This window comes from Pseudomonas sp. KK18, from assembly GCF_037094675.1.
Taxonomy (GTDB): domain Bacteria; phylum Pseudomonadota; class Gammaproteobacteria; order Pseudomonadales; family Pseudomonadaceae; genus Aquipseudomonas.
In genome coordinates this window covers 2730795-2754814 of record NZ_CP146605.1, presented here as the reverse complement: position 1 = coordinate 2754814, position 24020 = coordinate 2730795, and the positions used below count along the sequence as shown (strand labels likewise).

Annotated in this window: 19 protein-coding genes; 11 read left to right on the top strand and 8 right to left on the bottom strand. The window is 63.1% G+C overall.

Annotation, left to right across the window (positions count from 1 at the left end):
• The first annotated feature begins 64 nt into the window (after positions 1 to 64).
• Positions 65 to 3451, top strand: coding sequence for an ATP-binding protein (locus tag V6607_RS12570; RefSeq protein WP_134327648.1), 3387 nt, complete (start codon positions 65 to 67; stop codon positions 3449 to 3451).
• Positions 3426 to 4124, top strand: coding sequence for a response regulator (locus tag V6607_RS12565; protein WP_008430557.1), 699 nt, complete (start codon positions 3426 to 3428; stop codon positions 4122 to 4124). The genes V6607_RS12570 and V6607_RS12565 overlap by 26 nt, the downstream gene beginning before the upstream one ends.
• A gap of 118 nt (positions 4125 to 4242) precedes the next feature.
• Here the strand turns inward: V6607_RS12565 and V6607_RS12560 are convergent, their stop codons facing one another.
• On the bottom strand, positions 4243 to 5073 hold the full coding sequence (locus tag V6607_RS12560) for an IclR family transcriptional regulator (RefSeq protein ID WP_003218269.1): 831 nt from the start codon (positions 5071 to 5073) through the stop codon (positions 4243 to 4245).
• Positions 5074 to 5314: 241 nt separating this feature from the next.
• On the opposite strand from V6607_RS12560, the gene V6607_RS12555 reads away from it, so the two are divergent.
• The 7 genes from V6607_RS12555 to V6607_RS12525 are packed head-to-tail and all read left to right on the top strand — an operon-like array spanning position 5315 to position 11763.
• Positions 5315 to 6343, top strand: a complete 1029-nt coding sequence (locus tag V6607_RS12555) for an ABC transporter ATP-binding protein (protein WP_134326212.1) — start codon at positions 5315 to 5317, stop codon at positions 6341 to 6343.
• Entirely contained in the window at positions 6340 to 7185 is an 846-nt protein-coding gene (locus tag V6607_RS12550) for an ABC transporter permease (RefSeq protein WP_003218273.1), read from the top strand. Before V6607_RS12555 ends, V6607_RS12550 begins: the two co-directional genes overlap by 4 nt.
• A gap of 4 nt (positions 7186 to 7189) precedes the next feature.
• A complete protein-coding gene (locus tag V6607_RS12545; RefSeq protein ID WP_003218275.1) occupies positions 7190 to 7984 on the top strand; it encodes an ABC transporter permease in 795 nt (264 codons plus the stop codon).
• Entirely contained in the window at positions 7984 to 8274 is a 291-nt protein-coding gene (locus V6607_RS12540; RefSeq protein WP_134326211.1) for a (2Fe-2S)-binding protein, read from the top strand. Before V6607_RS12545 ends, V6607_RS12540 begins: the two co-directional genes overlap by 1 nt.
• Entirely contained in the window at positions 8271 to 9614 is a 1344-nt protein-coding gene (locus tag V6607_RS12535; RefSeq protein WP_134326210.1) for an FAD/NAD(P)-binding oxidoreductase, read from the top strand. The genes V6607_RS12540 and V6607_RS12535 overlap by 4 nt, the downstream gene beginning before the upstream one ends.
• Complete coding sequence (locus V6607_RS12530) at positions 9611 to 10714, top strand: FAD-dependent oxidoreductase (RefSeq protein ID WP_134326209.1); 1104 nt, start codon at positions 9611 to 9613, stop codon at positions 10712 to 10714. Before V6607_RS12535 ends, V6607_RS12530 begins: the two co-directional genes overlap by 4 nt.
• A 17-nt stretch (positions 10715 to 10731) precedes the next feature.
• Positions 10732 to 11763, top strand: coding sequence for an ABC transporter substrate-binding protein (locus tag V6607_RS12525; protein ID WP_134326208.1), 1032 nt, complete (start codon positions 10732 to 10734; stop codon positions 11761 to 11763).
• A gap of 813 nt (positions 11764 to 12576) precedes the next feature.
• Here V6607_RS12525 and V6607_RS12520 read toward each other — a convergent pair.
• From V6607_RS12520 to V6607_RS12510, 3 genes are all read right to left on the bottom strand, one after another.
• Entirely contained in the window at positions 12577 to 13875 is a 1299-nt protein-coding gene (locus tag V6607_RS12520) for an FAD-binding oxidoreductase (RefSeq protein ID WP_134326207.1), read from the bottom strand.
• On the bottom strand, positions 13872 to 14960 hold the full coding sequence (locus V6607_RS12515) for a polyamine ABC transporter substrate-binding protein (protein WP_134326206.1): 1089 nt from the start codon (positions 14958 to 14960) through the stop codon (positions 13872 to 13874). The genes V6607_RS12520 and V6607_RS12515 overlap by 4 nt, the downstream gene beginning before the upstream one ends.
• 150 nt (positions 14961 to 15110) lie before the next feature.
• Positions 15111 to 16469 (bottom strand): glutamine synthetase family protein, encoded by a 1359-nt coding sequence (locus V6607_RS12510; RefSeq protein WP_003219154.1) that lies wholly within the window; start codon positions 16467 to 16469, stop codon positions 15111 to 15113.
• A 140-nt stretch (positions 16470 to 16609) separates the two neighbouring features.
• Between V6607_RS12510 and V6607_RS12505 the strand changes: the two genes are divergently transcribed.
• A complete protein-coding gene (locus tag V6607_RS12505; protein ID WP_134326205.1) occupies positions 16610 to 17512 on the top strand; it encodes a helix-turn-helix domain-containing protein in 903 nt (300 codons plus the stop codon).
• 141 nt (positions 17513 to 17653) lie between these two features.
• Here the strand turns inward: V6607_RS12505 and V6607_RS12500 are convergent, their stop codons facing one another.
• Genes V6607_RS12500 through V6607_RS12490 form a run of 3 tightly spaced genes read right to left on the bottom strand, consistent with a single transcriptional unit; the run spans position 17654 to position 20784 of the window.
• Entirely contained in the window at positions 17654 to 18751 is a 1098-nt protein-coding gene (locus V6607_RS12500; RefSeq protein ID WP_134326204.1) for an acetoin dehydrogenase dihydrolipoyllysine-residue acetyltransferase subunit, read from the bottom strand.
• The gene (locus tag V6607_RS12495) at positions 18748 to 19767 is read right to left on the bottom strand and encodes an alpha-ketoacid dehydrogenase subunit beta (protein ID WP_003219158.1); all 1020 of its coding nucleotides are present in this window, start codon (positions 19765 to 19767) and stop codon (positions 18748 to 18750) included. Before V6607_RS12495 ends, V6607_RS12500 begins: the two co-directional genes overlap by 4 nt.
• 39 nt (positions 19768 to 19806) lie before the next feature.
• A complete protein-coding gene (locus tag V6607_RS12490; RefSeq protein ID WP_003219159.1) occupies positions 19807 to 20784 on the bottom strand; it encodes a thiamine pyrophosphate-dependent dehydrogenase E1 component subunit alpha in 978 nt (325 codons plus the stop codon).
• A 310-nt stretch (positions 20785 to 21094) separates the two neighbouring features.
• Between V6607_RS12490 and V6607_RS12485 the strand changes: the two genes are divergently transcribed.
• Positions 21095 to 22960 (top strand): sigma-54-dependent Fis family transcriptional regulator, encoded by a 1866-nt coding sequence (locus V6607_RS12485; protein ID WP_134326203.1) that lies wholly within the window; start codon positions 21095 to 21097, stop codon positions 22958 to 22960.
• A gap of 133 nt (positions 22961 to 23093) precedes the next feature.
• On the opposite strand, the gene V6607_RS12480 is transcribed toward V6607_RS12485, so the two are convergent.
• On the bottom strand, positions 23094 to 23873 hold the full coding sequence (locus tag V6607_RS12480) for an acetoin reductase (protein WP_134326202.1): 780 nt from the start codon (positions 23871 to 23873) through the stop codon (positions 23094 to 23096).
• Positions 23874 to 24020 lie beyond the last annotated feature (147 nt).

Sequence of the window (24020 nt, the reverse complement as noted above, 5' to 3'; positions counted from 1 at the left end):
CACCCCGCAGGACTGGGGCACGAATATTGCTGCCATCTCCCCATCCTTGCAGGAGTTCCCCACCGTGCACCCCCTCCCCGGCACCCAGCGCATCGTCAAGATCCGCCGCGACTACAACTCCTGGGTCGCCGACGAGACCATGGAAGACTACGCCCTGCGCTACACCCCGAAGTCCTTCCGCAAATGGTCGGAACTGCGCATCGCCAACACCGCCTTGGGCGCGGTGTCGTTCCTGGCGCTGGAGGCCATCGGCGGCGTATTGGCCTTGAGCTACGGCTTTACCAACACCTTCTGGGCGATCCTCGCCATCAGCCTGGTGATCTTTCTCACCGGCCTGCCCATCAGCTACTACGCCGCCCGCTATGGCGTAGACATGGACCTGCTGACCCGCGGCGCGGGCTTCGGTTACATCGGCTCCACCATCACCTCGCTGATCTACGCCAGCTTCACCTTCCTGTTCTTCGCCCTGGAAGCGGCGATCATGGCCCTGGCCCTGGAGTTGTATTTCCATATCCCGCTGGCCATCGCCTATGTCATCTGTTCACTGCTGGTGATCCCGCTGGTGGCCTACGGCGTAACGCTGATCAGCCGCCTGCAACTGTGGACGCAACCGTTGTGGCTGGTGCTGCTGGTGCTGCCCTATGGCTTCGTGTTGTGGAAGAACCCCGAGGCCTTCAGCGACTGGACCAGCTTTGTCGGCCGCAGCAGCGACGGTGGCGACTTCAATCTGCTGTCGTTCTGCGCCGCCTGCACCGTGGCGCTGTCGCTGGTCACGCAGATCGGCGAACAGGTGGACTACCTGCGCTTCCTTCCGGAAAAAACCAGCGCCAACCGCAAGCGCTGGTGGGCCGCGCTGTTATGCGCCGGGCCCGGCTGGATCGTGCCGGGGGCGTTGAAAATGTTCGCCGGGGCGTTCCTGGCGTTCCTCGCCCTGCAACATGAAATCCCCATGGAGCGCGCCGCCGAGCCAACCCAGATGTACCTCGTCGCGTTCGGCTATGTGTTCTCCTCTCCCGAATGGGCGCTGGGGGCGATGGTGCTGTTCGTGTTCATCTCGCAGATGAAGATCAACCTGACCAACGCCTACGCCGGCTCCCTGGCCTGGTCGAACTTCTTTGCCCGCGTGACCCACAGCCACCCCGGCCGCGTGGTGTGGCTGGTGTTCAACGTCGCCATTGCGCTGATGCTGATGGAGCTCGGCGTGTTCGATGTGATCGAGCAGGTGCTGGGGCTCTACGCGAATATCGCGATTGCCTGGATCGGCACGCTGGTAGCGGACCTGGTAATCAACAAGCCCCTGGGCCTGTCACCCAAGCACATCGAATTCAAGCGTGCGCACCTCTACGACATCAACCCGGTGGGCGTCGGCTCGATGCTGATTGCCTCGCTGCTGTCGATCCTCGCCCACTTCGGCCTGTTCGGCGCCCTGGCCCAGGCTGCGCCACCGTTTGTCGCGCTGGGTACCGCGTTAATCATGGCGCCGCTATTGGCGTGGCTGACCAAGGGCCGCTACTACATTGCGCGCAGCAGCGAGGCGCAATTGATTCACCCGCAACCCGGCACCGGCCTGGTGATCTGCGGGCTGTGCAGCAACCCGTTCGAGACCGCCGACATGGCGTTCTGCCCGGCCTACAGCACGCCGATCTGCTCGCTCTGTTGCTCACTGGATGCGCGTTGCGGCGACCGTTGCAAACCCCACGCGCGCCTGGCCAGCCAGTTCGAAGGGGTGTTGCGCTGGTTGTTGCCGACCACGCTGGTACCGCGCCTGCATACCCGGCTCGCGCACTACCTGGGCTTGTTACTGGCGCTGGTACTGATGCTCGCCGGGGCCCTGGCGCTGATCTACATGCAGGCAGCCCAGGGTTTGCCCCATTCGCAAACCTTGTACCAGGCGTTTTTCAAGGCGTTCCTCACGCTCTCGGTGCTGGCCGCCGTACTCGCCTGGTGGGTAGTACTCACCCGCGAAAGCCGGCGGGTGGCCCAGGAAGAATCCGACCGGCAAACCTCGCTGCTGATGCAGGAGATCGCCGCCCACAGCCTCACCGACCAGGCCCTGCAACAGGCCAAGGAAGCCTCGGAAGCAGCGAACGCGGCCAAGAGTCGCTACGTCACCGGGCTGTCCCACGAGCTGCGCACGCCGCTCAACAGCATCCTCGGCTTCACCCAGATCCTGCAGCGCGACAGTGCCATGCCCGAACAGCATCAGGACGCCCTGGCGACCATCCTGCGCAGCGGCTCGCACCTGCTGTCGCTGATCGACGGCCTGCTGGACGTGGCGAAGATCGAGGCCGGCAAGCTGCGCCTGGAGCTCACCGAAATCCCCTTCCCGGAACTGATCCACGACCTGGAGCAGATGTTCACCCCCCAGGCCGAAGACAAGGGCCTGCGCTTTCGCCTGGACTGCGTGGGCAAGATCCCCGCCGTAGTGCGCGGCGATGAAAAACGCGTGCGGCAGATCCTGATCAACCTGCTGGGCAACGCGATCAACTTTACCGACAGCGGCGAGGTGCGCCTGCGGGTCAGCTACATGCGCGAGACCGCCAACTTCGAAATCATCGACACCGGCATCGGGATTGACCCCGAACAGATCGAGCGGATTTTCCAGCCGTTCGAACGCGGCGACCTGATGCGCCAGGACAAGGGCGTGGGTCTGGGCCTGACCATCACACGCATGCTGACCTCGCTGATGGGCGGCGAATTGCGGGTGGTCAGCGAGCTGGACAAGGGCACCTGCTTCCAGGTACGGCTGTTCCTGTCCCAGGTCCGCGTGCCGCAAGCCGTGGTGCATGTGGAGCACGACATCATCGGCTACCACGGCGAACGACGGCGCATCCTGGTGGTGGATGACCACGTGGACCATCGCAAGGTGCTCAGCGGCATGCTCACGCCCCTGGGCTTCGAGGTGTCCCAGGCCAGCAACGGCCAGGAGGCGATCCGCCAGGTGGCGCTGCTGTCGCCGGACCTGATCCTGATGGACCTGTCGATGCCGACCATGGACGGCTGGGCCACCAGCAGGCTGATCCGGCGTAACGCGTTGTCCACCGCGCCGATAATCATCATCTCCGCCAACGCCTTCACCGACGACCGCGAACGCAGCATCGCCGGCGCCTGCAACGACTACCTGGCCAAGCCGGTGCGCACTCCGGAACTGCTCGGGCGCCTGCAACTGCACCTGGACTTGCAATGGCTGCGTCGCCGCACACCGACAGCCGCGCCGGTCGCGCCCCAGGGCGCGCTACCCAGCGCAGAAGAACTCGCGGTGCTCGCCGAACTGAGCGCCATTGGCTATGTGCGTGGTTTGCATGAAAAGCTCGACGCCATCGTGCTGGACTGCCCAGGTACCGCACCGTTCATCAACAAGCTCCGGGCCTTGCTGAAAAGCTTTCGCCTGGAAGAACTCAACCGCATCCTGAAGGAGGCCGAAGATGAATGCCTTGACCCACAGCGCTGAGCCCGGCGTGGTGCTGATTGTCGACGACACCCCGGACAACCTGGCCATGCTCTCCGACGCCCTGGACGACGCCGGCTACATGGTGCTGGTGGCGCTGGACGGCCTCAGCGCGCTGAACCGCGTGCAACGCCGGCGCCCGGATTTGATCCTGCTGGACGCGGTGATGCCCGGGCTGGACGGATTTGAAACCTGCCGCCGGCTCAAGGCGCAACCGGCCAGCGCGGACATTCCCGTGGTGTTCATGACCGGGCTCACCGACAGCAAGCATGTGGTGCAGGGGTTCGAGGTGGGCGGCAGCGATTACGTGACCAAGCCGATCCAGACCGATGAAGTGCTGGCGCGGGTGGCGGCGCATTTGCGTACGTCGCGGATTTTGCTGTCGGCGCGGGCGGCGACACAGCCGAGCGTGATCACCCTGGAGGATGAGCCGGCGCACAAGCTATTGTCGGCGCGGTTTCAACTGACGGAGCGGGAGGTGGAAGTGCTGCGTTGGGTGGCGTGTGGCAAGACCAATCGGGATATTGGCGACATTCTTGGGTTGAGTCCGAGGACGGTGAACAAGCATCTGGAGCATGTGTATGTGAAGCTGGGAGTGGAGACGCGCACGGCGGCGACTTCGGTGGCGATGGCGGCGATGAGTCCAACCCGGATCCCACAGATGGCCACGGTCTAAAATGTGGGAGCGGGCTTGCTCGCGAATGCGGTGTGTCAGTCACCAAATTTTTTACTGATACACCGCATTCGCGAGCAAGCCCGCTCCCACATTTGATCTGTGTCGTTACTGGTATTACCTACCCACCGAAGATCTGCGAAGGCCGGCGCAACGTCGGGTCAAACGGGTTGATCTTCGGCCCGATCGCCGCCGCCTCGCGCTTCAACAACTCCACCACCGTCGGCAACCGCCCCGGCCCGAGCCGGTCGCTGATGGTCGCCACACTCAACGCCGCCACCGCATGCCCATTGCGATCCAGGATCGGCACCGCCAACCCGGCCATGCCTTCCAGCACCCCGGTGTTTCGCGCCGCATACCCCAACCGCCGCACACTCTCCACCTCCGAACGCAAAAACACCTCGTCGTACAGGTGAAAATCCTTGAGCCGCGGCAAGTTGTAGCGGATCACCGTCTCGCGCTCCTCCTCTGGCAAAAACGCCAAAATCGCCAGACTGCCCTGCCCCACGCCCAGCGCCACGCGGCCGCCGATATCACCGGTAAAGGTACGGATCGGATACGGCCCTTCACTGCGGTCCAGGCAGATCGCATCAAACCCGCTGCGCGCCAGCAGGAACAATGAATCCCCCAACGACGCACTGAGGCGCAACATGCTCGGCCGCACCAGGTCCCGCAGGTTGCCGGTGTTGCCCGCATTCGCCGCCAGTGCGAAGAACTCCAGGCTCAGCCGATAGCGCTTGCTGCGCGCATCCTGCTCCACCATGCCCTCGTCCATCAGGCTGCGCAGCAGTCGGTGGGTGGTGGGTTGCGACAGCCCCACCTGCTGCGCCAGTTGCGTCACCCGTTCACCACCGTCCGGCGCCGCGCCGAGGATGCGCAGTAATGCAAACAACCGGGAGACGCCACCGGCGCCGACTTCCTTGACACTTTCATTCCGCTCAGTGGAATCCATAAGCCGATATCTCACACTAAATTCTGGTCAGTGAATGAAACTGAAAAAAGTACTCTATCCAGTGAAATTCCATCTTCCGCCATCCTAGTCTTTCGCCCTAATCTGCGTCCACAGGGGCGAAATGAACAACTAACGGCAGCCGACTCAAGATCGAGCGCCAACGCACCCGCAACACCCTTTTCGCATCTGCCCAAAACAAAAAAGCGCGTTTCGACGCGACTCAAAAAGGTGGAACGCAGACATGGCTTTTCTCCAACTCAACGCCTTGAGCAAACGCTACGGCGCCGTCGACGCGGTGGTCGCCACTGATCTTGCGGTGGAAAAAGGCGAATTCGTGTCCCTGCTCGGCCCCTCGGGCTGCGGCAAGACCACCACCTTGCAAATGATCGCCGGCTTCGTCGACGTCACCGGTGGCCAGATCGTCCTCGACGGTCGCGACATCACCCATGCCAAACCCGCCAGCCGCGGCCTCGGCGTGGTGTTCCAGAGCTACGCGCTGTTCCCCCACATGAGCGTGCGCGACAACGTCGCCTTCGGCCTGAAGATGCGCAAGGTGCCTGCCACTGAGATCGCAAGCAGAGTCAAGACCGTGCTGGAACTGGTGCGCCTGGCGCCCCACGCCGAGCGCTACCCGCGGGAACTGTCCGGCGGCCAGCGCCAGCGCGTGGCCCTGGCCCGCGCCCTGGTGATCGAGCCGCCGGTGTTGCTGCTGGACGAGCCCCTCTCCAACCTCGACGCCAACCTGCGGGAAGAGATGCAGTTCGAGATCCGTCGCATCCAGTGTGAAGTCGGGATCACCACCCTGATGGTCACCCACGACCAGGCCGAGGCGCTGTCCATCAGCGACCGGGTAGTAGTGATGCAGGCCGGGCGCGTGACGCAGATCGACGCGCCGTACAAACTCTATGAACACCCGCGCACACGCTTCATCTCGGATTTTGTCGGCAAGGCCAACCTGCTGGCGGGCGACTTCGATCAACTCGGCGCGCCGCAAGTGCGCTTCGAGCCCGGCAACGGCCAACTGACCCTGAGCCTGCGCCCGGAAAAGATCGACCTGGTGGCCGCCGGCAACGGCCGGCTGCAAGGCAAGATCCTCGACAGCTACTTCTTCGGCAGCCAATGGCTGTATCGCATCAAGACCGAGATCGGCGAGCTGACCGTGGTCCGCCGCAATGACGGCAGCGCGCCATTGGCTTGCGGCGCTGCAGTGGGCCTGGACTGGGAGTCGAACCTGTTGCGGGTGCTGGCCGCGGATGAGGTGCGCGCATGAGCCGTGGCTACCTGTTGTCGTTGCCGGCGCTGGTGTTGTTTTTCGGGCTGCTGATCCTGCCCCTGGGCCTGACACTGGTGCTGTCGTTCAACGTGTTCGACTATCAGGTAGGGGTGAAGGCCGATGAGTGGACCTTCGCCCACTACCTGTCGCTGTTCAGCGATTCGTACTTCTACGAGATCTTCTGGCGCACCTTCTGGATCAGTGCCCTGGTGACCTTGCTCTGCGTGGTGATCGGCGTGCCCGAGGCCTACATCCTCAGCCGCATGGGCACGCCATGGCGCTCGATCTTCCTGATCCTGATCCTCACCCCGCTGCTGATTTCGGTGGTGGTGCGGGCCTTCGGCTGGAGCCTGCTGCTGGGTGCCGATGGCCTGGTGAACCAGGTGATCCAGGCCCTGGGCGGCAAGCCGGTGAAGCTGCTGTACACCTCGTTCGCCGTGATCATCGCACTGGTGCACGTGATGCTGCCGTTCATGATCATCCCGGTGTGGACCTCCCTGCAGAAGCTCGACCCGTCGGCGGAACAGGCGGCGCTGTCCCTGGGTGCCAGCCAGGCCACGGTGATGCGCAAGATCGTGTTGCCGCAGGTGATGCCCGGCGTGCTGTCCGGCACCCTGATCGTGTTCGGCCTGGCTGCCAGCTCCTTCGCGATCCCCGGCCTGCTGGGCGGACGCCGCCTGAAGATGGTCGCCACGGTGGTCTACGACCAATACCTCTCGGAACTCAACTGGCCCATGGGCGCGACCATCGCGGTGGTGTTGCTGTTGGTCAACTTGCTGATCATGCTGAGCTGGAACCGCATGGTCGAAGGCCGCTACAAAAAGTCCCTGGGAGTATAAGACGATGTCCAGAAACGGTCCTTTGGCCCTGGGCTTTCACGGCCTGGTGGTGCTGTTCATGATGGCGCCGCTGGTGGTGGTGTGCCTGGTGGCCTTCACCCCGGAAAACACCTTGAGCCTGCCCACCTCGGGCTTCTCGCTGCGCTGGTTTCATGCGGTGTTCGAGCGCGCGGACTTTATCCAGGCGTTCTACAACAGCCTGGTCCTGGCGTTCGTTGCCGCCACCCTGGCGACGTTGATCGCGGTACCGGCGGCGCTGGCAATCAGTCGCTACCAGTTCCCCGGCCGTAACTTCTTCAGTGCGCTGTTCCTCTCGCCGATCATCATCCCGCACCTGGTGCTGGGGGTGGCGATGCTGCGGCTGTTCGCAATGATGGGCGTCAACGGCAGCTTCACCTGGTTGATGCTGGCGCACGTGGTGATCATCACGCCTTACGTATTGCGCCTGGTATTGGCGGCCGCCATCGGCATTGACCGCAGCGCCGAGCAGGCTGCCGAATCCCTCGGCGCCAGCCGCTTCACCCTGTTTCGCCAGATCACCTTGCCGATGATTCTGCCCGGCGTGGCCGGCGGCTGGTTGCTGGCGTTCATCAACAGTTTCGATGAAGTGACCCTGTCGATCTTTGTCAGCTCGCCGGCCACCCAGACCTTGCCGGTGCGCATGTACGTGTACGCCACCGAATCCATCGACCCGATGATGGCGGCCGTGTCGGCGCTGGTGATCGGGTTGACGGCGGCGGCAATGATTCTGCTGGACCGGGTCTACGGCCTGGATCGCGTGTTGGTAGGGAAACATTGATGGCACTGTTCAAACGACTGGCGGAAACCGAGCGGCCCAGCCTGGCGTTCACCCTCGATGGGCAGCCTGCCACGGGCCTGCTCGGGGACACCTTGCTGACTGCCGTACTGACCTGCGTCGAGCACCTGCGGGGCAGTGATTTCAGCGCCGAACGCCGCGCCGGTTTCTGCCTGATGGGAGCTTGCCAGGATTGCTGGGTACGGCTGGAGGATGGTCGGCGAGTGCGCGCCTGTTCGACCTTGCTGGAAGACGGCCAGGCGATTCACCGTGACCCGGGGCGCCAGGCATGAAGAGCGTGGTGATAGTGGGCGCAGGCCCGGCGGGCATTACCGCAGCCCGGACTTTGCTGGACCATGGCGTAACCCCGGTGTTGGTGGACGAGAGCCTGCGCGGTGGCGGCCAGATCTATCGGCGCCAGCCGGCGAACTTCCAGCGCTCGGCCAAGCAGCTGTATGGGTTTGAAGCGGGCAAGGCGACAGCGCTGCATCGCACCATGGATGAGCTGGCCACCCGGATCGACTACCGGCCGGAAACCCTGGTGTGGAATGCGGAAAATGGCCGCCTGGACATGCTCAACAACGGCCACGCCGAAAGCATCGAATACGCGCAGATCATCGTCGCCACGGGCGCCACCGACCGCATCCTGCCCGTGCCGGGCTGGACGCTGCCCGGTGTGTACAGCCTGGGCGCGGCGCAAATCGCGCTGAAGTATCAAGGCTGCGCCATCGGTGAGCGCGTCGCGTTTTGCGGCAGCGGGCCGTTGCTGTACCTGGTGGCGTATCAGTACGCCAAGGCCGGGGCCAGGGTGGTGGCGGTGCTCGACAGCGCGCCGTTCAGCGCCCAATGCCGCGCCCTGCCGGCATTGCTCGGCCAGCCGGCGACCCTGGCCAAGGGTTTGTACTACCGCGCCTGGCTCACGGCCCACGGCATCCCGGTGCATCAAGGGGCAACGTTGTCGCACATCAACGGCGAGCAACGAGTGACGGGCATCCACTGGGACCAGCAGGAAATCGCCTGTGATGCCGTGGCCTTCGCCCATGCCCTGCGCAGCGAGACTCAACTGGCGGATTTACTTGGGTGTGAATTTGCCTGGAATGCATTGAACCGCGCCTGGTTGCCCCAGCGAGATGCGGCCGGGCGTAGCAGTGTCGCGGGCGTGTATCTGGCTGGCGACGGTGCAGGAATCATGGGCGCCGATGCGGCGCAAATGGCCGGCGAGCGAGCGGCATTGGCCTTGCTCGAAGACAGCGGTGTTGCCATCGACCACCGTCGCGGGCCCGTGCTGGAACAACAACTGGCAGGTATCCAGCGCTTTCGCCACGGCCTGGAAACCGCCTTCCCCTTCCCGGAAAACTGGGCCGCTGAAGCTCCGGACGAACTGATCCTGTGCCGCTGTGAAGAAGTCAGCGTCGGCGAAGTGCGCGCGGTGGTGGACGAAGGCCACTGGGAAGTGAACCGGGTCAAGGCCCATTGCCGGGTTGGCATGGGCCGTTGCCAGGGCCGGATGTGTGGGCTCGCAGCGGCAGAAATCATTGCCGAACGCAGTGGGCGCGAGATTCAAAACGTTGGCCGCCTGCGGGGCCAGGCACCGATCAAACCCTTGCCGTTTGGCGTGGAGGTGCAGTCATGATCGACAGCGAAGTGATCGTGCTGGGCGGCGGGATTGTCGGCGCTTCAGCGGCCTTGATGCTGGCGCAGAAAGGCCGGCGCGTGGTGCTGGTGGAGCGGGACTTTTGTGGCTCGCACTCCAGCGGTGTGAACTATGGCGGCGTGCGGCGCCAGGGTCGGCCATTACATCAGTTGCCGTTGTCCCAACGCGCCCATGCGCTGTGGTCCGACTTGCCGGGGCTGATTGGCATCAATGGCGAATATGTGCGCTCCGGGCATCTGAAACTGGCCCGCAGTCACGAAGACCTGGCCGCTCTGCAGGCTTACGCCGACGCCACTCGAGGCTTTGGCCTGGGCCTGCAAATGCTGGATCACGCTCAACTGCGCGCCCGGTTCCCGTGGGTGGGTGATGTGGCGGTCGGCGCGTCGTTATGCCCCGAAGACGGCCACGCCAATCCGCGCCTGGTCTCCCCCGCCTTTGCCCGCGCCGCCCAACGCCACGGTGCGAGGGTGATGGAGCAAACCGAAGTCACCCAGGTTGAGCATGACGGCCAGCTGTTTCAGGTGCGCTGTGCCAATGGTGTGCAGCTTCAAGCCCGCTGGCTGTTGAACTGCGCCGGCGCCTGGGCCAGTACTGTGGCCGCGCAATTTGGCGAACCGGTGCCGATGACCTCGGCACACCCGGCGATGCTGGTGACCGAGCCGTTGCCGGTGGTGATGGACGTGAGCACCGGGGTGGAAGGCGGCGGGATTTATGCGCGGCAAGTCGCCCGGGGCAATTGCATCCTCGGTGGCGGGCGCGGCTTTGCCCTGGGCCCGCAACAAGCCCGCCCGGGGCAAGCGGCGGTGCTGGAGATTCTGCGCAATGCCGGCGAGTTGTACCCGTTCCTCAAGGGTGCCCAGGCGATCCGTACCTGGAGCGGCACCGAAGGTTATCTGCCCGACCACGAACCGGTGATCGGCGACAGCAGCACCCAACCCGGCCTGCTCCACGGTTTCGGCTTTGCCGGCGCCGGGTTCCAGCTCGGCCCTGCGGTCGGTGAAGCCCTGGCAGAGATCGTCTGCACGGGGGCCAGCCGGCAGCCCATCGAAGCATTTTCCATCCGTCGTTTCCAAGCCTGAGAGGAAGATTCATGCACATGATCAAACGTACTGCGCTGTCTTGCCTGTCCCTCGCCCTGTTGAGCACGGCGGCCCACGCCGCACCGACGCTGTACCTGGGCATGAACGGCGGCACCATGGAGCGGGTCTACGCCGACAAGGTGCTGCCCGCGTTCGAAAAGGCCAACAACGTCAAGGTGGTGATCGTGCCGGGCACCTCGTCGGACATCCTGGCCAAGGTGCAGGCCAACAAGGACAACCCGCAGATGCACGTGATGTTCCTCGACGACGGCATCATGTACCGCGCGATTTCCATGGGGTTGTGCGAGAAGCTCACGCCCAATCCGACCCTGGATCAGATTCCGGCCAAGGCGAAGATCAAGGAAGAAGCGGTTGCGGTGACGCTCGGGGTGACCGGGTTGGGTTACAACGCCAAGATGTTCAAGGAAAAGGGCTGGGCGCCGCCGACGTCGTGGATGGACCTGGCCGACCCGCGCTTCAAGGACAAGGTGGTGTTCCAGTCGTTGGCCTCGTCCACATTTGGGTTGCACGGGTTCCTCATGTTCAACCGGATTCAGGGGGGTAGCGAGACCAACGTGGATCCGGGGTTCAAGGCCTGGCCGAAGACGGTTGGGCCGAATGTGCTGGAGTACATCGCCAGCTCGGCGAAGATTTCCGAGATGGTGCAGACGGATGAGGCGGCGATCTTTCCGCTGACGCCAACACAGGTGACCACGCAACAGTTGTTGGGTGTGCCGATGGAGTATGCGCAGCCGAAGGAAGGCGCGGTGGTGTTGAACGTGGCGGAGTGTGTGATTGCGCGGAATGACCAGCCGGAGCTGGCGCAGAAACTGGCGCAGTTCTTGTTGACCGCAGAGGCTCAGGCGCCGGCTTTGGAACTGGGGGATCAGATTCCTTCGAATCCTACGACGCCGACTACCGACAAAACCCGGGCGCGGGTGGAGGCGATGAACAGTTATTTGCAGACGGCGATTTCGATTGACTGGGATCAGGTGAACCAGGCACGACCCGAGTGGAATGCGCGGTGGAGTCGGTCGATTGAGCGGTAGGCTTTGGGGGTGAATATCCGTTATTTGGGTGATGGCTTAAATTGGTTCCGCTCTTACAGCGGCTCACTTTTGAACAGCGCAAAAGTAAGCAAAACGCTCTTGCCCCACCACTCGGCTCCTCGCTGTGGCTCGGAGTGCCCTCACTCCGGCTTTGGACCGTGGGCCGCCGTCATGGGCCATCCTTGGCCCAGGACGGCTAACCCGGCGTCCTGCCGGGTTACCCACGCTCCAAAGCCTGCGTTCGGCCAGCGTGGTTTAACGGGGCGCCCAAGATCAAGATCAAAAGCAAGATCAAGAACACAGCGGCCTGAAAGCCGGCTTGAGTGTTAAAAGCTAAATCAAAAGCTAAAGCGGGCACGGTTCAAATGTGGGAGCTGGCTTGCCTGCGATGGCATCACCTCGGTGTGTCTGGAAGACCGAGGTGTCTGCATCGCCGGCAAGCCAGCTCCTACAGAAAAGCAGCTCTGCTTTCGCTCTGGCTTTTGATCTGGCTTTTAACACTCAGGTCGGCTCTCAGGCCGCCGTGCTCTTGCTTTTGATTTTGATCTGACTGCCCCAATAAGCCCGAGGCCGAACGCAGGTATTGCGCAGCGGGTAAACCGGCAGGACGCCGGTTTAGCCGCGCCGGGCCATGGATGGCCCGTCGCGGCGGCCCGCTTCGCGGTGCCGGAGTGAGGGAACACCGAGCCTAGGCGAGGTGCCGACAGGCGGGGCAGAGCGCTTTGGTTACTTTGCCGCTTTTGCAAAGTGACTCGCTGTAAGAGCGAAACCATAGGTGGCCGTTACCGAAGAAACGGATATGTACCCAATCAATCACCCCACCATCTCCCGAACCCGATACCACAACATCCCCAACGCCAGCAGCGGCGAACGCAACACCTTCCCCCCAGGAAACGTCATATGCGGCACCTGGCTGAAAATATCCAACCCCCGGCTCTGCCCAGCCTGAATCCCCTCAGCCAACAACCGCGCACACCAGTGAGTCACGTTCAACCCATGCCCCGAATACCCCTGGGCATAGAACACATTCGGATGCTGCTTCAGGCGCCCCACCTGGGGAAAGCGGTTGGCGGTGATGCCGATCTTCCCCCCCCACTGAAACTCAATCGCGGTATTCGCCAACTGCGGAAAAACCTTGAGCATCTTCGGCCGCATATACCCCGCGATATCCACCGGATCACGCCCCGAATAATGACAAGCCCCCCCAAACAACAACCGCCGATCCGCCGAAAGGCGGTAATAATCCAACCCCACTTTCTGATCACACAACGCCAGGTTCTGCGGAATCAACTGATCAGCCACCCCAACCGACAGCGGCTCGGTCGCAATGATGTAGCTCCCCGCTGGCAACACCTTGCCGCTCAACTTCGGCTCCAATTCCTCCAGATGCGCATTGCACGCCAGCACCAGGCTACCGGCGCGCACTCTGCCAAACTCGCAACGCACCTGCACCGTGTCGCCATGGATCAACTCCAGCACCGGGCTGTCTTCAAAGATCCGCACCCCAAGGGATTCGGCCACTCCAGCCTCCCCCAGCACCAGGTTCAACGGGTGCAGATGCCCGGAGCCCATGTCCACCAGGCCACCCGCATACAAGCCTGAGCCAACCACCTGCGCCATATCCTGCGATGCCACCAACCGTGTTTCAGGCGCATACCCCAAGGCAGCCAGGCTCTCCAGCTCCCCCTGAAACGCCGCAAACTGCGCCGGCGTATTCGCCAACTCGCAAAACCCCCAGCGCAAATCACAGTCAATCCCGTGCTCGCGAATCCGCTCCCCCACCAGCGCCACCGAATCGATCCCGGCCTGCTGCAGGTAACGCACGCCCTCCTCCCCCACGTACCTGGCAAAGCCCGATACATCATGCCCAATCCCGCGAATCAACTGCCCGCCATTGCGCCCGCTGGCGCCCCAGCCAATCCGCCGGGCCTCCAGCAGGATCACCGACAGCCCGCGCTGGGCCAGTTCGATGGCGGTGTTGACCCCGGTGAACCCACCGCCGATCACACACACATCGGCGGTCAGGTCAGCCCCCAGCGCTGGGCGCCGGGGCATGGCGTTGGCCGAAGCCAGGTAATAGGAACGAGCGTGGTCGGAGGAGGAACGGTTCATTTGTTGGTCTTCACTTTGCTCCAGGACCGCGTCATCAAGCGCATGACGGCGGGCGTCGGGGTGGTGGAAATGTAGAGTTTGTCGAGCACTTCCTGGTACGGGTAGATCTCGGGGTTGTTCACCAGCTCGGGGGCCATGAAGGCCTTGGCCGCCGGGTTCGGGTTGGCGTAGCCGACGCTGGCGCTGACCTTGGCGATCACTTCAGGGTCCAGCAAGTAGTTGATGAAGGCGTGGGCGGCTTTCGGGTTGGCGGCGTCCGCCGGGATGGCCAGCAGGTCGAACCACAGGTTGCTGCCTTCCTTGGGGATCGAGTAGGCGATGTTCACGCCGTTCTTGGCTTCCTTGGCGCGGTTGGCCGCCTGGAACACGTCGCCGGAATAACCGAAGGCGACGCAGATATCACCGTTGGCCAGGTCCGAGATGTACTTGGAGGAATGGAAATAAGTGATGTACGGCCGCAGGGTCAGCAGCTTGGCCTCGGCCTGTTTGTAGTCTTCGGGATTCTCGCTGCGCGGGTCCTTGCCCATGTAGTTGAGGATCGCCGGGAACAGTTCATCCGCCGAGTCGAGGAATGCTACGCCGCACTCGTGGAGCTTCTTGATGTTCTCCGGTTCAAACAGCACGGCCCACGAATCGATATGGTCGATGCCCAACACCTGCTTGACCTTGTCCACGTTATAGCCGATGCCGTTGGTGCCCCACAGGTACGGCACCGAATGCTCGTTGCCCGGGTCGTTTTTCTCCAGCAGTTTGAGCAGCTTGGGGTCGAGGTTCTTGAAGTTGGGTAGCTGCGAACGGTCCAGCTTGAGGAACGCGCCGGCCTTTACCTGGCGCGCCAGGAAGTGGTTGGACGGCACCACCACATCGTAGCCGGTACGGCCGGCGAGCAGTTTGCCTTCCAGGGTTTCGTTGGAGTCGAACACGTCGTAGATCACCTTGATCCCGGTCTTGGCCTGGAAGTCGGCCAAGGTGGTCTCACCGATGTAGTCGGTCCAGTTGTACACACTGACCGTCTGCGCGGCGTGGCCCGCGCTGCTGAACAATGCCGCCAAGGCCAGCGGGAGAAGCTTTTTCACCAGACGCATATCGACACCCCTTTGCTTGATTGATTTTTATGTATTCATCCAGCCATTCTGCCCGTAGCAGCTGTCGAGCCTTGGCGAGGCTGCGTAGCGATGTATCGGACACAATTGCGGTGGGCCCGACGGCAGCCTCGCTAAGCTACGGACGATTCGTCAGACGCTCAGCAGCAGGAACTCACGTTCCCAGGAGCTGATCACCCGCTTGAAATTCTCGTGTTCGGCACGCTTGACCGCGACGTAGCCGCGCACAAACTTGTCCCCCAGGTACTGCTTGACGGTGTCGCACTCTTCCATGCGCGCCAGGGCGTCTTCGATGGTGATCGGCAGCCTCAGGTTGCGGCGCTCGTAGGCGCGGCCTTCCACCGGGGCGCTGGGCTCGACCTTTTCGATCATGCCGAGGTAGCCGCACAGCAGGCTGGCGGCGATGGCCAGGTACGGGTTGGCGTCGGCGCCCGGCAGACGGTTTTCCACGCGCATGGCGTCGGGGCTGGAACTCGGTACACGCAGGCCAACGGTGCGGTTTTCTTCGCCCCACTCGACGTTGACCGGTGCCGAGGTGTCCGGCAGGAAGCGGCGGAACGAGTTGACGTTAGGCGCAAACATCGGCAGCAGCTTGGGGATGTACTTCTGCAGGCCGCCGATGTGGTTGAGGAACAGCTGGCTCTTGTTGCCGTGTTCATCGACAAACACCTGTTTGCCGGTGGCGATCTCCACCACGCTCTGGTGCAGGTGCATGGCGCTGCCGGGCTCGTCGGCCACCGGTTTGGCCATGAAGGTGGCCGCCACGTTGTGCTTGAGTGCAGCCTCGCGCAGGGTGCGTTTGAACACGGTGATCTGGTCGGCCAGGTCGAGGGCATCGCCGTGGCGGAAGTTGATTTCCATCTGCGCCGGGCCGTCTTCATGGATCAGCGTGTCGAGGTCCAGGCCCTGGGCTTCGCACCAGTCGTAGACGTCTTCGAACAGCGGGTCGAATTCGTTGGCGGCATCGATGGAGAACGATTGGCGGCCACTTTCGGCGCGACCGGAACGGCCCAGCGGGGTCTTCAGCGGCAGGTCCGGGTCTTCGCAGCGCTGGGTCAGGTAGAACTCCATCTCCGGCGCGACAATCGGCTGCCAGCCCTGGTCGGTATAGAGTTGCAGGACCTTTTTCAGCACGTTGCGCGGCGACAGTTCGATGGGGTTGCCCTGCTTGTCGAAGGTGTCGTGGATCACGATGGCCGTCGGCTCGATGGCCCATGGCACCACGTAGGTGGCGTTGGACACCGGGCGGCAGATCATGTCGATGTCGGCCGGGTCCAGCAGGTCGTAGTAGATATCGTCGTCGACAAAGTCCCCGGTTACCGTTTGCAGCAACACACTTTCCGGCAGGCGCATGCCTCGCTCATGCAGGAACTTGTTGGTGGGCGAAATCTTGCCGCGTGCGATGCCAGTCAAATCACTGATCACGCATTCGACTTCGGTAATCTTGTGTTCTTTCAGCCAGGCGGACAGCTGATCGAAGGGGGCGTTCATAAGGACCTCGTCATGGGTTGGATGCTGCGCCGCGGGCTTCCCTCGCGGCGCATTGAGGTCTATCTTGGGCCAGCCGTCCAACGGCATCTATCCACTTTGCGCCAACCACAACGCACCAATAGAGTGCGCCCAGGTTACCCATGACACAGGCAACAGCTTTGCGCGTACAGGCCTTCACCACCGGTGATGTGGCCGCTCAATGCAGTGCGACACCCGGTTGGGTGCAGCAGTACCAGCAGATGTCCCCGGGGCATTTTGCCGGGCAGATCCGCTATCTCGACCTGCAAGGTGTCGAGGTGTACGAAGAGCGGATGAACACCCGGGTGGAGCAGAACTTCAACGCGCCGCCGGGTTCCCTGGCGTTCTGTTTCGATGGCAGCGACAACGCGCTGTACGTGCTCAATGGCGAAAGCCGCAACACCTGGATCACCCCGGAAAACTACCGCGAAGTGGCAGTGGTGTTCGGGCCGCAGTTTGTCCAGCGCCATGGTCTGGATGTGACGAAGCTGGAGGGGTTGTTCATGGCCCCGCTCAACTCCCTGCAAAACCCGTTGTTCAGCCGCTGGCTCAGCGGCACGCTGACACGGCTGTCGGCGACGCTGGACCCGCCGAGTCGTGATGCGCTGACTCAGCAGTTACTGGACGACTGCCTGTTCATCCTCGACAACGCCTGCGTGTGCCTCGACAAGGGCTCATTGCAGCGACGCACCGAGGAGCGAATCATCATGGCGCGCATTGGCGAATGGGCGGCGGATGTGCCGGATGAAACCGTCAACCTAGTGCAACTGGCGCGCATTGCCGGGGTGCCGTTGCGCCAGTTGCAGCACGGGTTCAAGACGTATACAGGGATGAGCCCGGCGCAGTGGTTGCGGTTGCGCCGGTTGAACAGTGCACGGCGGGAGTTGTTGAGCCCGCCGTCAGTGGACACCACCGTGGCGGAGGTGGCGATGAATTGGTCGTTCTGGCATTTGGGGCGGTTTTCCAACAGTTATCGGGCGTTGTTTCAGGAGTTGCCCAGCGAGACCCTGAAGCGCCAGAGGTAAATGTAGGAGCGGGCTTGTGTGGGAGCGGGCTTGCTCGCGAATGCGGTGGGTCAGTCAATAAATCTGGCACTGATACACCGCCTTCGCGAGCAAGCCCGCTCCCACATTTGAAGATCGTTCCCACGCGGAGCGTGGGAACGATCAGGTCCGAAGAAACGCCAGCATCAACTGATTCACCCGCTCCGCCGCCTCCAGCTGCACCATATGCCCCTGCCCCGGCAGTATCTCCACCTGAGCGTCCAACCCATGGGCATGGCTCGCCGGGATGATTGCATCATCACTGCCCCAGATCACCAGGCTCGGCTGCTGCCCCACCACACTGCGCAAATCCACCAATTGCCGACCACCGCTGAACAACACCCCGGTGATCTGCCGCAACGCCTGCTCCACACCCTCCAGGCGCTTGAACTTGAGCATGTCTTCCAGCATCTGCCGGGTCACCAGCGCCGGATCGCTGAACAGTTGCACCAGTTGCGGCTTGAGTGCATTGCGATTGCTCGCGTCGATAAAACCTTGCAGGTAGTCACTGTTGATCTGCGTACCCAATCCAGCGCTGGCGATCAGGGTCAACGACGCCACACGCTGCGGTGCCACCCGCGCGAGGTTCAGGGAAACCAGCCCGCCCATGGAATGCCCGGCGAGGTGTACCCGGTCAACCTTCAGATAATCCAGCAGTGCCAATACCGCCTGGCTCAGCTCCTCAAGCTCGCCCGTTTGCAGGTACTTGCCCGACTCGCCATGCCCCGGCAAATCCAGGGCGATCACCCGCCGCTCAGCCGCGAGCACCGGGTGATTGAACAGCCAGTTATTCAGGTCGCCACCAAAGCCGTGCACCAGCACCAGCGGTGTGCCGCCCTCCCCGAGGTCCAGATAGCGCAGCAGGCGCCCGCCCACCTCGACCTTCTGTGCCGATGGCCCGCTGGCTTCAGCCTCGGCGGCACTGGAAACGAACCCCGCCTGGAACGCCTCGATCACCCCATCAATCTCGGCCTCGCTGGCCTCGCCTTCCACCACGATTGCCAGCAATGCCCCCACGGGCAATGTCTCATCGCTCTGGGCCAACACCCGCCGCAGCACCCCGCTGAAGGGTGCCTCGACACTGCTGGAAATCTTGTCGGTCTCGACATCCAGCACTTCTTCACCCTTCTCCACCGGGTCGCCCGGCTGCTTGAGCCAGACATCAACCCGGCCCTCGGTCATCGACAGCCCCCACTTGGGCATGGTCAGTGTATGGATCATGCGGCATTCCTCTTGTCGGCGATCTTCAGCACCGCAGCTTCGATCTTCGCCGCGTTGGGGATGTACAGGTCCTCCAGGGCATCGGAGAACGGCACCGGCGTGTGAGGCGCGGTGACCATTTCGATCGGCGCGCGCAGGAAGCCGAACGCCCGTTGCGCCACCAATGCACTGATGTCCGTGGCAATCGAGCAACGTGGGTTGGACTCGTCGATCACCACCAGGCGCCCGGTTTTCTCCACGCTTTCAAGGATGCTGTCTTCGTCCAGCGGGCTGGTGGTGCGCAGGTCCAACACTTCGCAGTCGATACCCTGGCGCGCCAGATTGGCGGCGGCTTCCAGGGCGATGTGCACCATGCGCCCGTAGGTCACCAGGGTTACATCGTTGCCTTCACGCACGTAGTTGGCTTCGCCGAACGGCACGGTGTACAGCTCTTCCGGCACTTCGCCCTGGAGGCTGTAGAGCATTTTGTGTTCGAGGAAAATCACCGGGTCGTTGTCGCGGATCGCCTGGATCAGCATGCCCTTGGCGTCATAGGGCGTGGCCGGGCACACCACCTTGAGCCCGGGAATATGCGTCCACATCGAGGTGAGCATCTGCGAATGCTGGGCCGCCGCACGCAGGCCGGCGCCGTACATGGCGCGCACCACCAGCGGCGTGGTGGTCTTGCCACCGAACATATAGCGAAACTTCGCCGCCTGGTTGAGCAACTGGTCGAGGCAGCAGCCGATAAAGTCGACGAACATCAACTCGCACACCGGGCGCATGCCACGGGTGGCTGCACCGACGGCCATGCCCACATAACCGACCTCGGAAAGTGGCGCGTCGAGCACGCGGTCGGGGAACTCCGGATACAGCCCCTTGGTGACGCCGAGCACGCCACCCCAGGCGTCCTGTTCACCGGGCGAACCGGTGCCGCCGGACACATCCTGGCCGATGATGAACACGCTCTGGTCGCGGCGCATTTCCTGGGCCAGGGCTTCGTTGATTGCCTGCTGATAGCTGATTTTTCTAGCCATGATGACTTCTCCACGGATTGTTTTTGTAGTGGGTGGCGGTTAGCGGTAGGCGACGTAGACATCGCTGAGCAGGTCGGCGGCCTGGGGTTTGGGATCGGACTTGGCCAGGCGCACGGCGTCTTCGATCAGCTGCGCGACTTCGGTGTCGATGCGTTCGAACTGAGCCGCGTCGAGCCAGCCTTCGGCGGTGCAGCGCTGGCGAAACAGGCTCAGGCAGTCGCCGGTTTCCCGCAGGTTTTTCACTTCGTCCGGGCCGCGATAGGTTTGCGCATCGCCTTCGAAGTGGCCGTAGAAACGGCTCAGTTTGACCTCCACCAGCGTCGGCCCTTTACCGCTGCGGGCACGCTCTACCGCGACGCCGAGGGCGGCGTGCACGGCAAAAAAGTCGTTGCCGTCGACAATCACCCCCGGCATGCCAAAACCCACGGCACGCTCGGCAATGTCCTTGCAGGCCACCGACCAGCCGGACCCGGTGGCTTCGGCATATCCGTTGTTCTCGGCCACGAACAGGCACGGCAGGTTCATGATCGAGGCCAGGTTCATCGCTTCAAACACCGCGCCCTCGTTGGAGCCGCCGTCGCCGAAAAACGCGACCGCCACACCCGCGCTGCCCTTGAGCTTGGCCGCCAGCGCCGCACCGGCTGCCAGCGGCGCCCCGGCACCCACAATGCCGTTGGCGCCGAGCATGCCCTTCTCCTGGTCGGCGATGTGCATGGAGCCGCCCTTGCCGCCGCAGACGCCGGTCTTCTTGCCGTAGATCTCGGCCATCATGCCGAACACATCCACGCCCTTGGCGATGCAATGGCCGTGGCCACGGTGGTTGGAGGCGATGCAATCTTCATCGTTGAGGTGGGCCATGACCCCGGCGGCGCTGGCCTCCTGGCCGGCATACAAATGCACGAAACCGGGAATCTCGCCGGTGGCGAATTCCACGTGCAGGCGTTCTTCGAAATCACGGATGGTGCGCATCACGGTGTAGGCATGGAGCAATTGATCGGTGGACAGGTGAGTGGACATCTTGTTGTTCTCCAGGTTGTCTCGACACACAAAAGGCTGGATCAGGCCAGCTGCAAGGCACTCAGCACGGCCTGTGCCAATCCGCTGGAAAACCCGGAAAAGCCTTGACCCAGAGCAGTTGCCTGGAAGCGTGGACGTGCCACTGTGGGCCGTTCAATGAGACGCGCCGTTGCAACCTGCCCGCAGCGTCTGCGGCGCAATGAGACGCTGCGTCTCACCTCGGGCAGTTGGTCAGGCCGGCCTTGTTCCTCCCGGCCCATGGGCGCTTAATGGCGGGCATAACAACAAGGATCGAGAACCGGAGGCTTCAATGCTCGCCGTGAACTCCAAGGACCATGTCGACTGTGTCAGCCGCGTGGTACGCAACGCCGACCGCCTGCCCCAGGCTCCGGTGCCGTCGCTGATTTTTGATTCCTGGCGCCGCTCCTTGGAGCAGCACCACCTCGACCCCGGTTCCCTGCAAGGGCCGCGCATCCTCACCAGCACCCTGCTCAAGGAATGCCGCGAACGCGCCGAGCTGTTCATGCGCATCGCCAGTGAGGAAGTCGGGCAGATTCACAACCGGGTGCGCCACGCCGATTACTGCGTGATGCTTACCGACGCCCAGGGCCAGACCATCGACCATCGTGTGGACGCCGGCATTCGTAACGACTGCCGCAAGGCCGGCCTGTACCTGGGCACCTGCTGGTCGGAAGCCGAGGAAGGCACCTGTGGCGTGGCCACGGTGCTGACCAGCAAGGCCGCGGTCACCGTGCACAAGCGCGACCACTTTCGTGCGGCGTTTATCGGCCTGACCTGCTCTGCCGCCCCCATCTTTGATCCCCTGGGCAACCTGCTGGGCGTGATGGACGCCTCCGCCCTCAAATCGCCGGATGACCGGCGCAGCCAGCACCTGGTTCGGCAGATGGTGGCGCAAAGCGCGCGGGCCATCGAGAACGCGTTTTTCATGCACAGCGCCCGGCAACATTGGGTGTTGCAGGCCCACAGCACGCCCGGTTACGTCGACAGCCAGCCCGACATGCTGCTGGCGTGGGATCAGGATGGGCGGCTGCAAGCCTTGAACAGCAAGGCGCGGCAGGCCCTGAGGTTGCGCTTCGGGCAATTGCCGGAGCATATCGGCGAAGTGTTTGACCTGGACGCGTTGCGCGCCGTGACCGATCAATCGACGCAGCAGTTGCATTGGCTCGGCGAGCCGGGGGCGTTGCAGGTACGGGTCAGCGCGCCGCGGCGTAAGGCTGCACGTACGACGGTGTCTTCGAGTCATCAGGTAGACCCGCGAGTAGAAGAACATCTGCGCCTGGCCGTGCGGGTCAAGGACCGCAACCTGCCGGTGCTGGTCCAGGGCGAAACCGGCGCCGGCAAGGAAGTGTTTGCCCGCCAGTTGCATGAACGCAGTGCCCGTCGCGACGGACCCTTTGTGGCGGTGAACTGCGCGGCGATCCCGGAAAACCTGATCGAGAGCGAACTGTTCGGCTACGTGGCCGGGGCATTTACCGGTGCCTCCAGCAAGGGCATGACCGGGCTGCTGTTGCAGGCCGATGGCGGCACGTTGTTTCTCGACGAGATCGGCGACATGCCGCTGGCGTTGCAGACGCGACTGCTGCGGGTAATGGCCGAAGGTGAAGTGGCGCCGCTGGGCGGGGCAAAAACCCGGGCGGTGGATATCCAGGTGATCTGCGCCAGCCATCGGGACTTGGCGGCGCTGGTGAGTGCTGGAAGCTTTCGCGAGGATTTGTATTTCCGGTTGGGCTGTGCGCGGTTCTGTGTGCCGCCATTGCGCGAGCGCATGGACAAACTGGCATTGATCAATCGGCTTCTGGAGCAGGAGGCGCGGCACAGCGGTGTTGCGGTCGGGATCGCGGCAGCGGCGCTGGAGTCGCTGCTGGGTTATGCCTGGCCGGGGAATGTGCGGCAACTGCGGCATGTATTGGCATACGCCTGTGCGGTGTGCGACGGCGGGACAATTCAACTGGCGGATTTGCCGGTGGAAGTTCGCGGTGACGCGGTTGCGGTGGAAACATCGGAAAGCGTCAGCCCGGAACGGCAGTTGGTGCTGGACGCACTGATTCGGCATCGGTGGAAGCCGCTGGCGGCGGCGCAGGCGTTGGGGATTTCCAGGGCGACCTTGTATCGGCGGGTTAACCAGCTGGGTATCGACATGCCCGGCAAGCACTGACCCAACACGGTCAAAAATGTGGGAGCGGGCTTGCTCGCGAAGGCGGTGTACCAGTCAACATTTCCGGTGACTGACACTCCGCCTTCGCGAGCAAGCCCGCTCCCACATTTTTTGACCGAGTGATTCCGCCAGCTCAGCGGTACAGAATCCCGCCATCAATCAACGGCGATTGCCCGGTCATGTAATCCGAATCCGGCCCCGCCAGGTACGACACCAGCCCCGCCACATCCTCCGGCGTTTCCGCCCGGCCCAACGCAATCCCGTCCACATACTTCTTGTACGTCGCCCCCACCTCGGCGCCGGTAATCCCGGCCATGCGCTTGTCGATCTCGACCCACATGTCGGTGCCCACCACACCCGGGCAGTAGGCGTTGACGGTAATCCCGTCAATGGCCAGTTCCCTCGCCGCGGCCTGGGTCAGCGCACGCACGGCAAACTTGGTGGCCGAGTACACCCCCAGCAGCGCAAAGCCTTCATGGCCGGCAATCGAGCAGGCATTGATGATCTTGCCCTTCTGCTTCAGCGCCTTGAATTTCTTGCCTGCGGCCTGGATGCCCCAAAGCGTGCCCTGCACGTTGATACGCAACGTGCGGTCGACTTGTTCCGGGGTTACGTCCAGCAGTGCGTCAATCTGTGCGACACCGGCGTTGTTGATGATGATGTCGAAGCCGCCCAGGGTCTGGTGGGCATGGTCCACCGCCGCGACCACTTGCTCCAGCTTCGAGACATCGGCGACATACACCGAGGCCTTGCGCCCCAGTGCAACCACCTCGGCCGCCACCGCTTCAATCTTCGCGCTGTTGATGTCCACCAACGCTATGTCGGCGCCGTCCCGCGCCAGGCGCAGGGCGATGGCCCGGCCGATGCCCTGCCCGGCGCCGGTCACCAGTGCAACTTTTCCAGCGATACTCATGACGATCTCCTTCAACGGTGAGAGAAGCCTTGTCTATCGCAGTTGCCAGGGGCCGCTGTCGAGCAGCAGCAGGATTGATCTGCGGGCTGAGACGGGACGTCTCAAAGCGAACCATTCTCGAAAACTTGTAAAACGCCGCCGTTATGC

Coding starts and splice junctions, on each gene's coding strand:
- V6607_RS12565 (WP_008430557.1), top strand. CDS start 3,426: ATGAATGCCTTGACCCACAGCGCTGAGCCCGGCGTGGTGCTGATTGTC.
- V6607_RS12560 (WP_003218269.1), bottom strand. CDS start 5,073: ATGGATTCCACTGAGCGGAATGAAAGTGTCAAGGAAGTCGGCGCCGGT.
- V6607_RS12555 (WP_134326212.1), top strand. CDS start 5,315: ATGGCTTTTCTCCAACTCAACGCCTTGAGCAAACGCTACGGCGCCGTC.
- V6607_RS12550 (WP_003218273.1), top strand. CDS start 6,340: ATGAGCCGTGGCTACCTGTTGTCGTTGCCGGCGCTGGTGTTGTTTTTC.
- V6607_RS12545 (WP_003218275.1), top strand. CDS start 7,190: ATGTCCAGAAACGGTCCTTTGGCCCTGGGCTTTCACGGCCTGGTGGTG.
- V6607_RS12540 (WP_134326211.1), top strand. CDS start 7,984: ATGGCACTGTTCAAACGACTGGCGGAAACCGAGCGGCCCAGCCTGGCG.
- V6607_RS12535 (WP_134326210.1), top strand. CDS start 8,271: ATGAAGAGCGTGGTGATAGTGGGCGCAGGCCCGGCGGGCATTACCGCA.
- V6607_RS12530 (WP_134326209.1), top strand. CDS start 9,611: ATGATCGACAGCGAAGTGATCGTGCTGGGCGGCGGGATTGTCGGCGCT.
- V6607_RS12525 (WP_134326208.1), top strand. CDS start 10,732: ATGATCAAACGTACTGCGCTGTCTTGCCTGTCCCTCGCCCTGTTGAGC.
- V6607_RS12520 (WP_134326207.1), bottom strand. CDS start 13,875: ATGAACCGTTCCTCCTCCGACCACGCTCGTTCCTATTACCTGGCTTCG.
- V6607_RS12515 (WP_134326206.1), bottom strand. CDS start 14,960: ATGCGTCTGGTGAAAAAGCTTCTCCCGCTGGCCTTGGCGGCATTGTTC.
- V6607_RS12510 (WP_003219154.1), bottom strand. CDS start 16,469: ATGAACGCCCCCTTCGATCAGCTGTCCGCCTGGCTGAAAGAACACAAG.
- V6607_RS12505 (WP_134326205.1), top strand. CDS start 16,610: ATGACACAGGCAACAGCTTTGCGCGTACAGGCCTTCACCACCGGTGAT.
- V6607_RS12500 (WP_134326204.1), bottom strand. CDS start 18,751: ATGATCCATACACTGACCATGCCCAAGTGGGGGCTGTCGATGACCGAG.
- V6607_RS12495 (WP_003219158.1), bottom strand. CDS start 19,767: ATGGCTAGAAAAATCAGCTATCAGCAGGCAATCAACGAAGCCCTGGCC.
- V6607_RS12490 (WP_003219159.1), bottom strand. CDS start 20,784: ATGTCCACTCACCTGTCCACCGATCAATTGCTCCATGCCTACACCGTG.
- V6607_RS12485 (WP_134326203.1), top strand. CDS start 21,095: ATGCTCGCCGTGAACTCCAAGGACCATGTCGACTGTGTCAGCCGCGTG.
- V6607_RS12480 (WP_134326202.1), bottom strand. CDS start 23,873: ATGAGTATCGCTGGAAAAGTTGCACTGGTGACCGGCGCCGGGCAGGGC.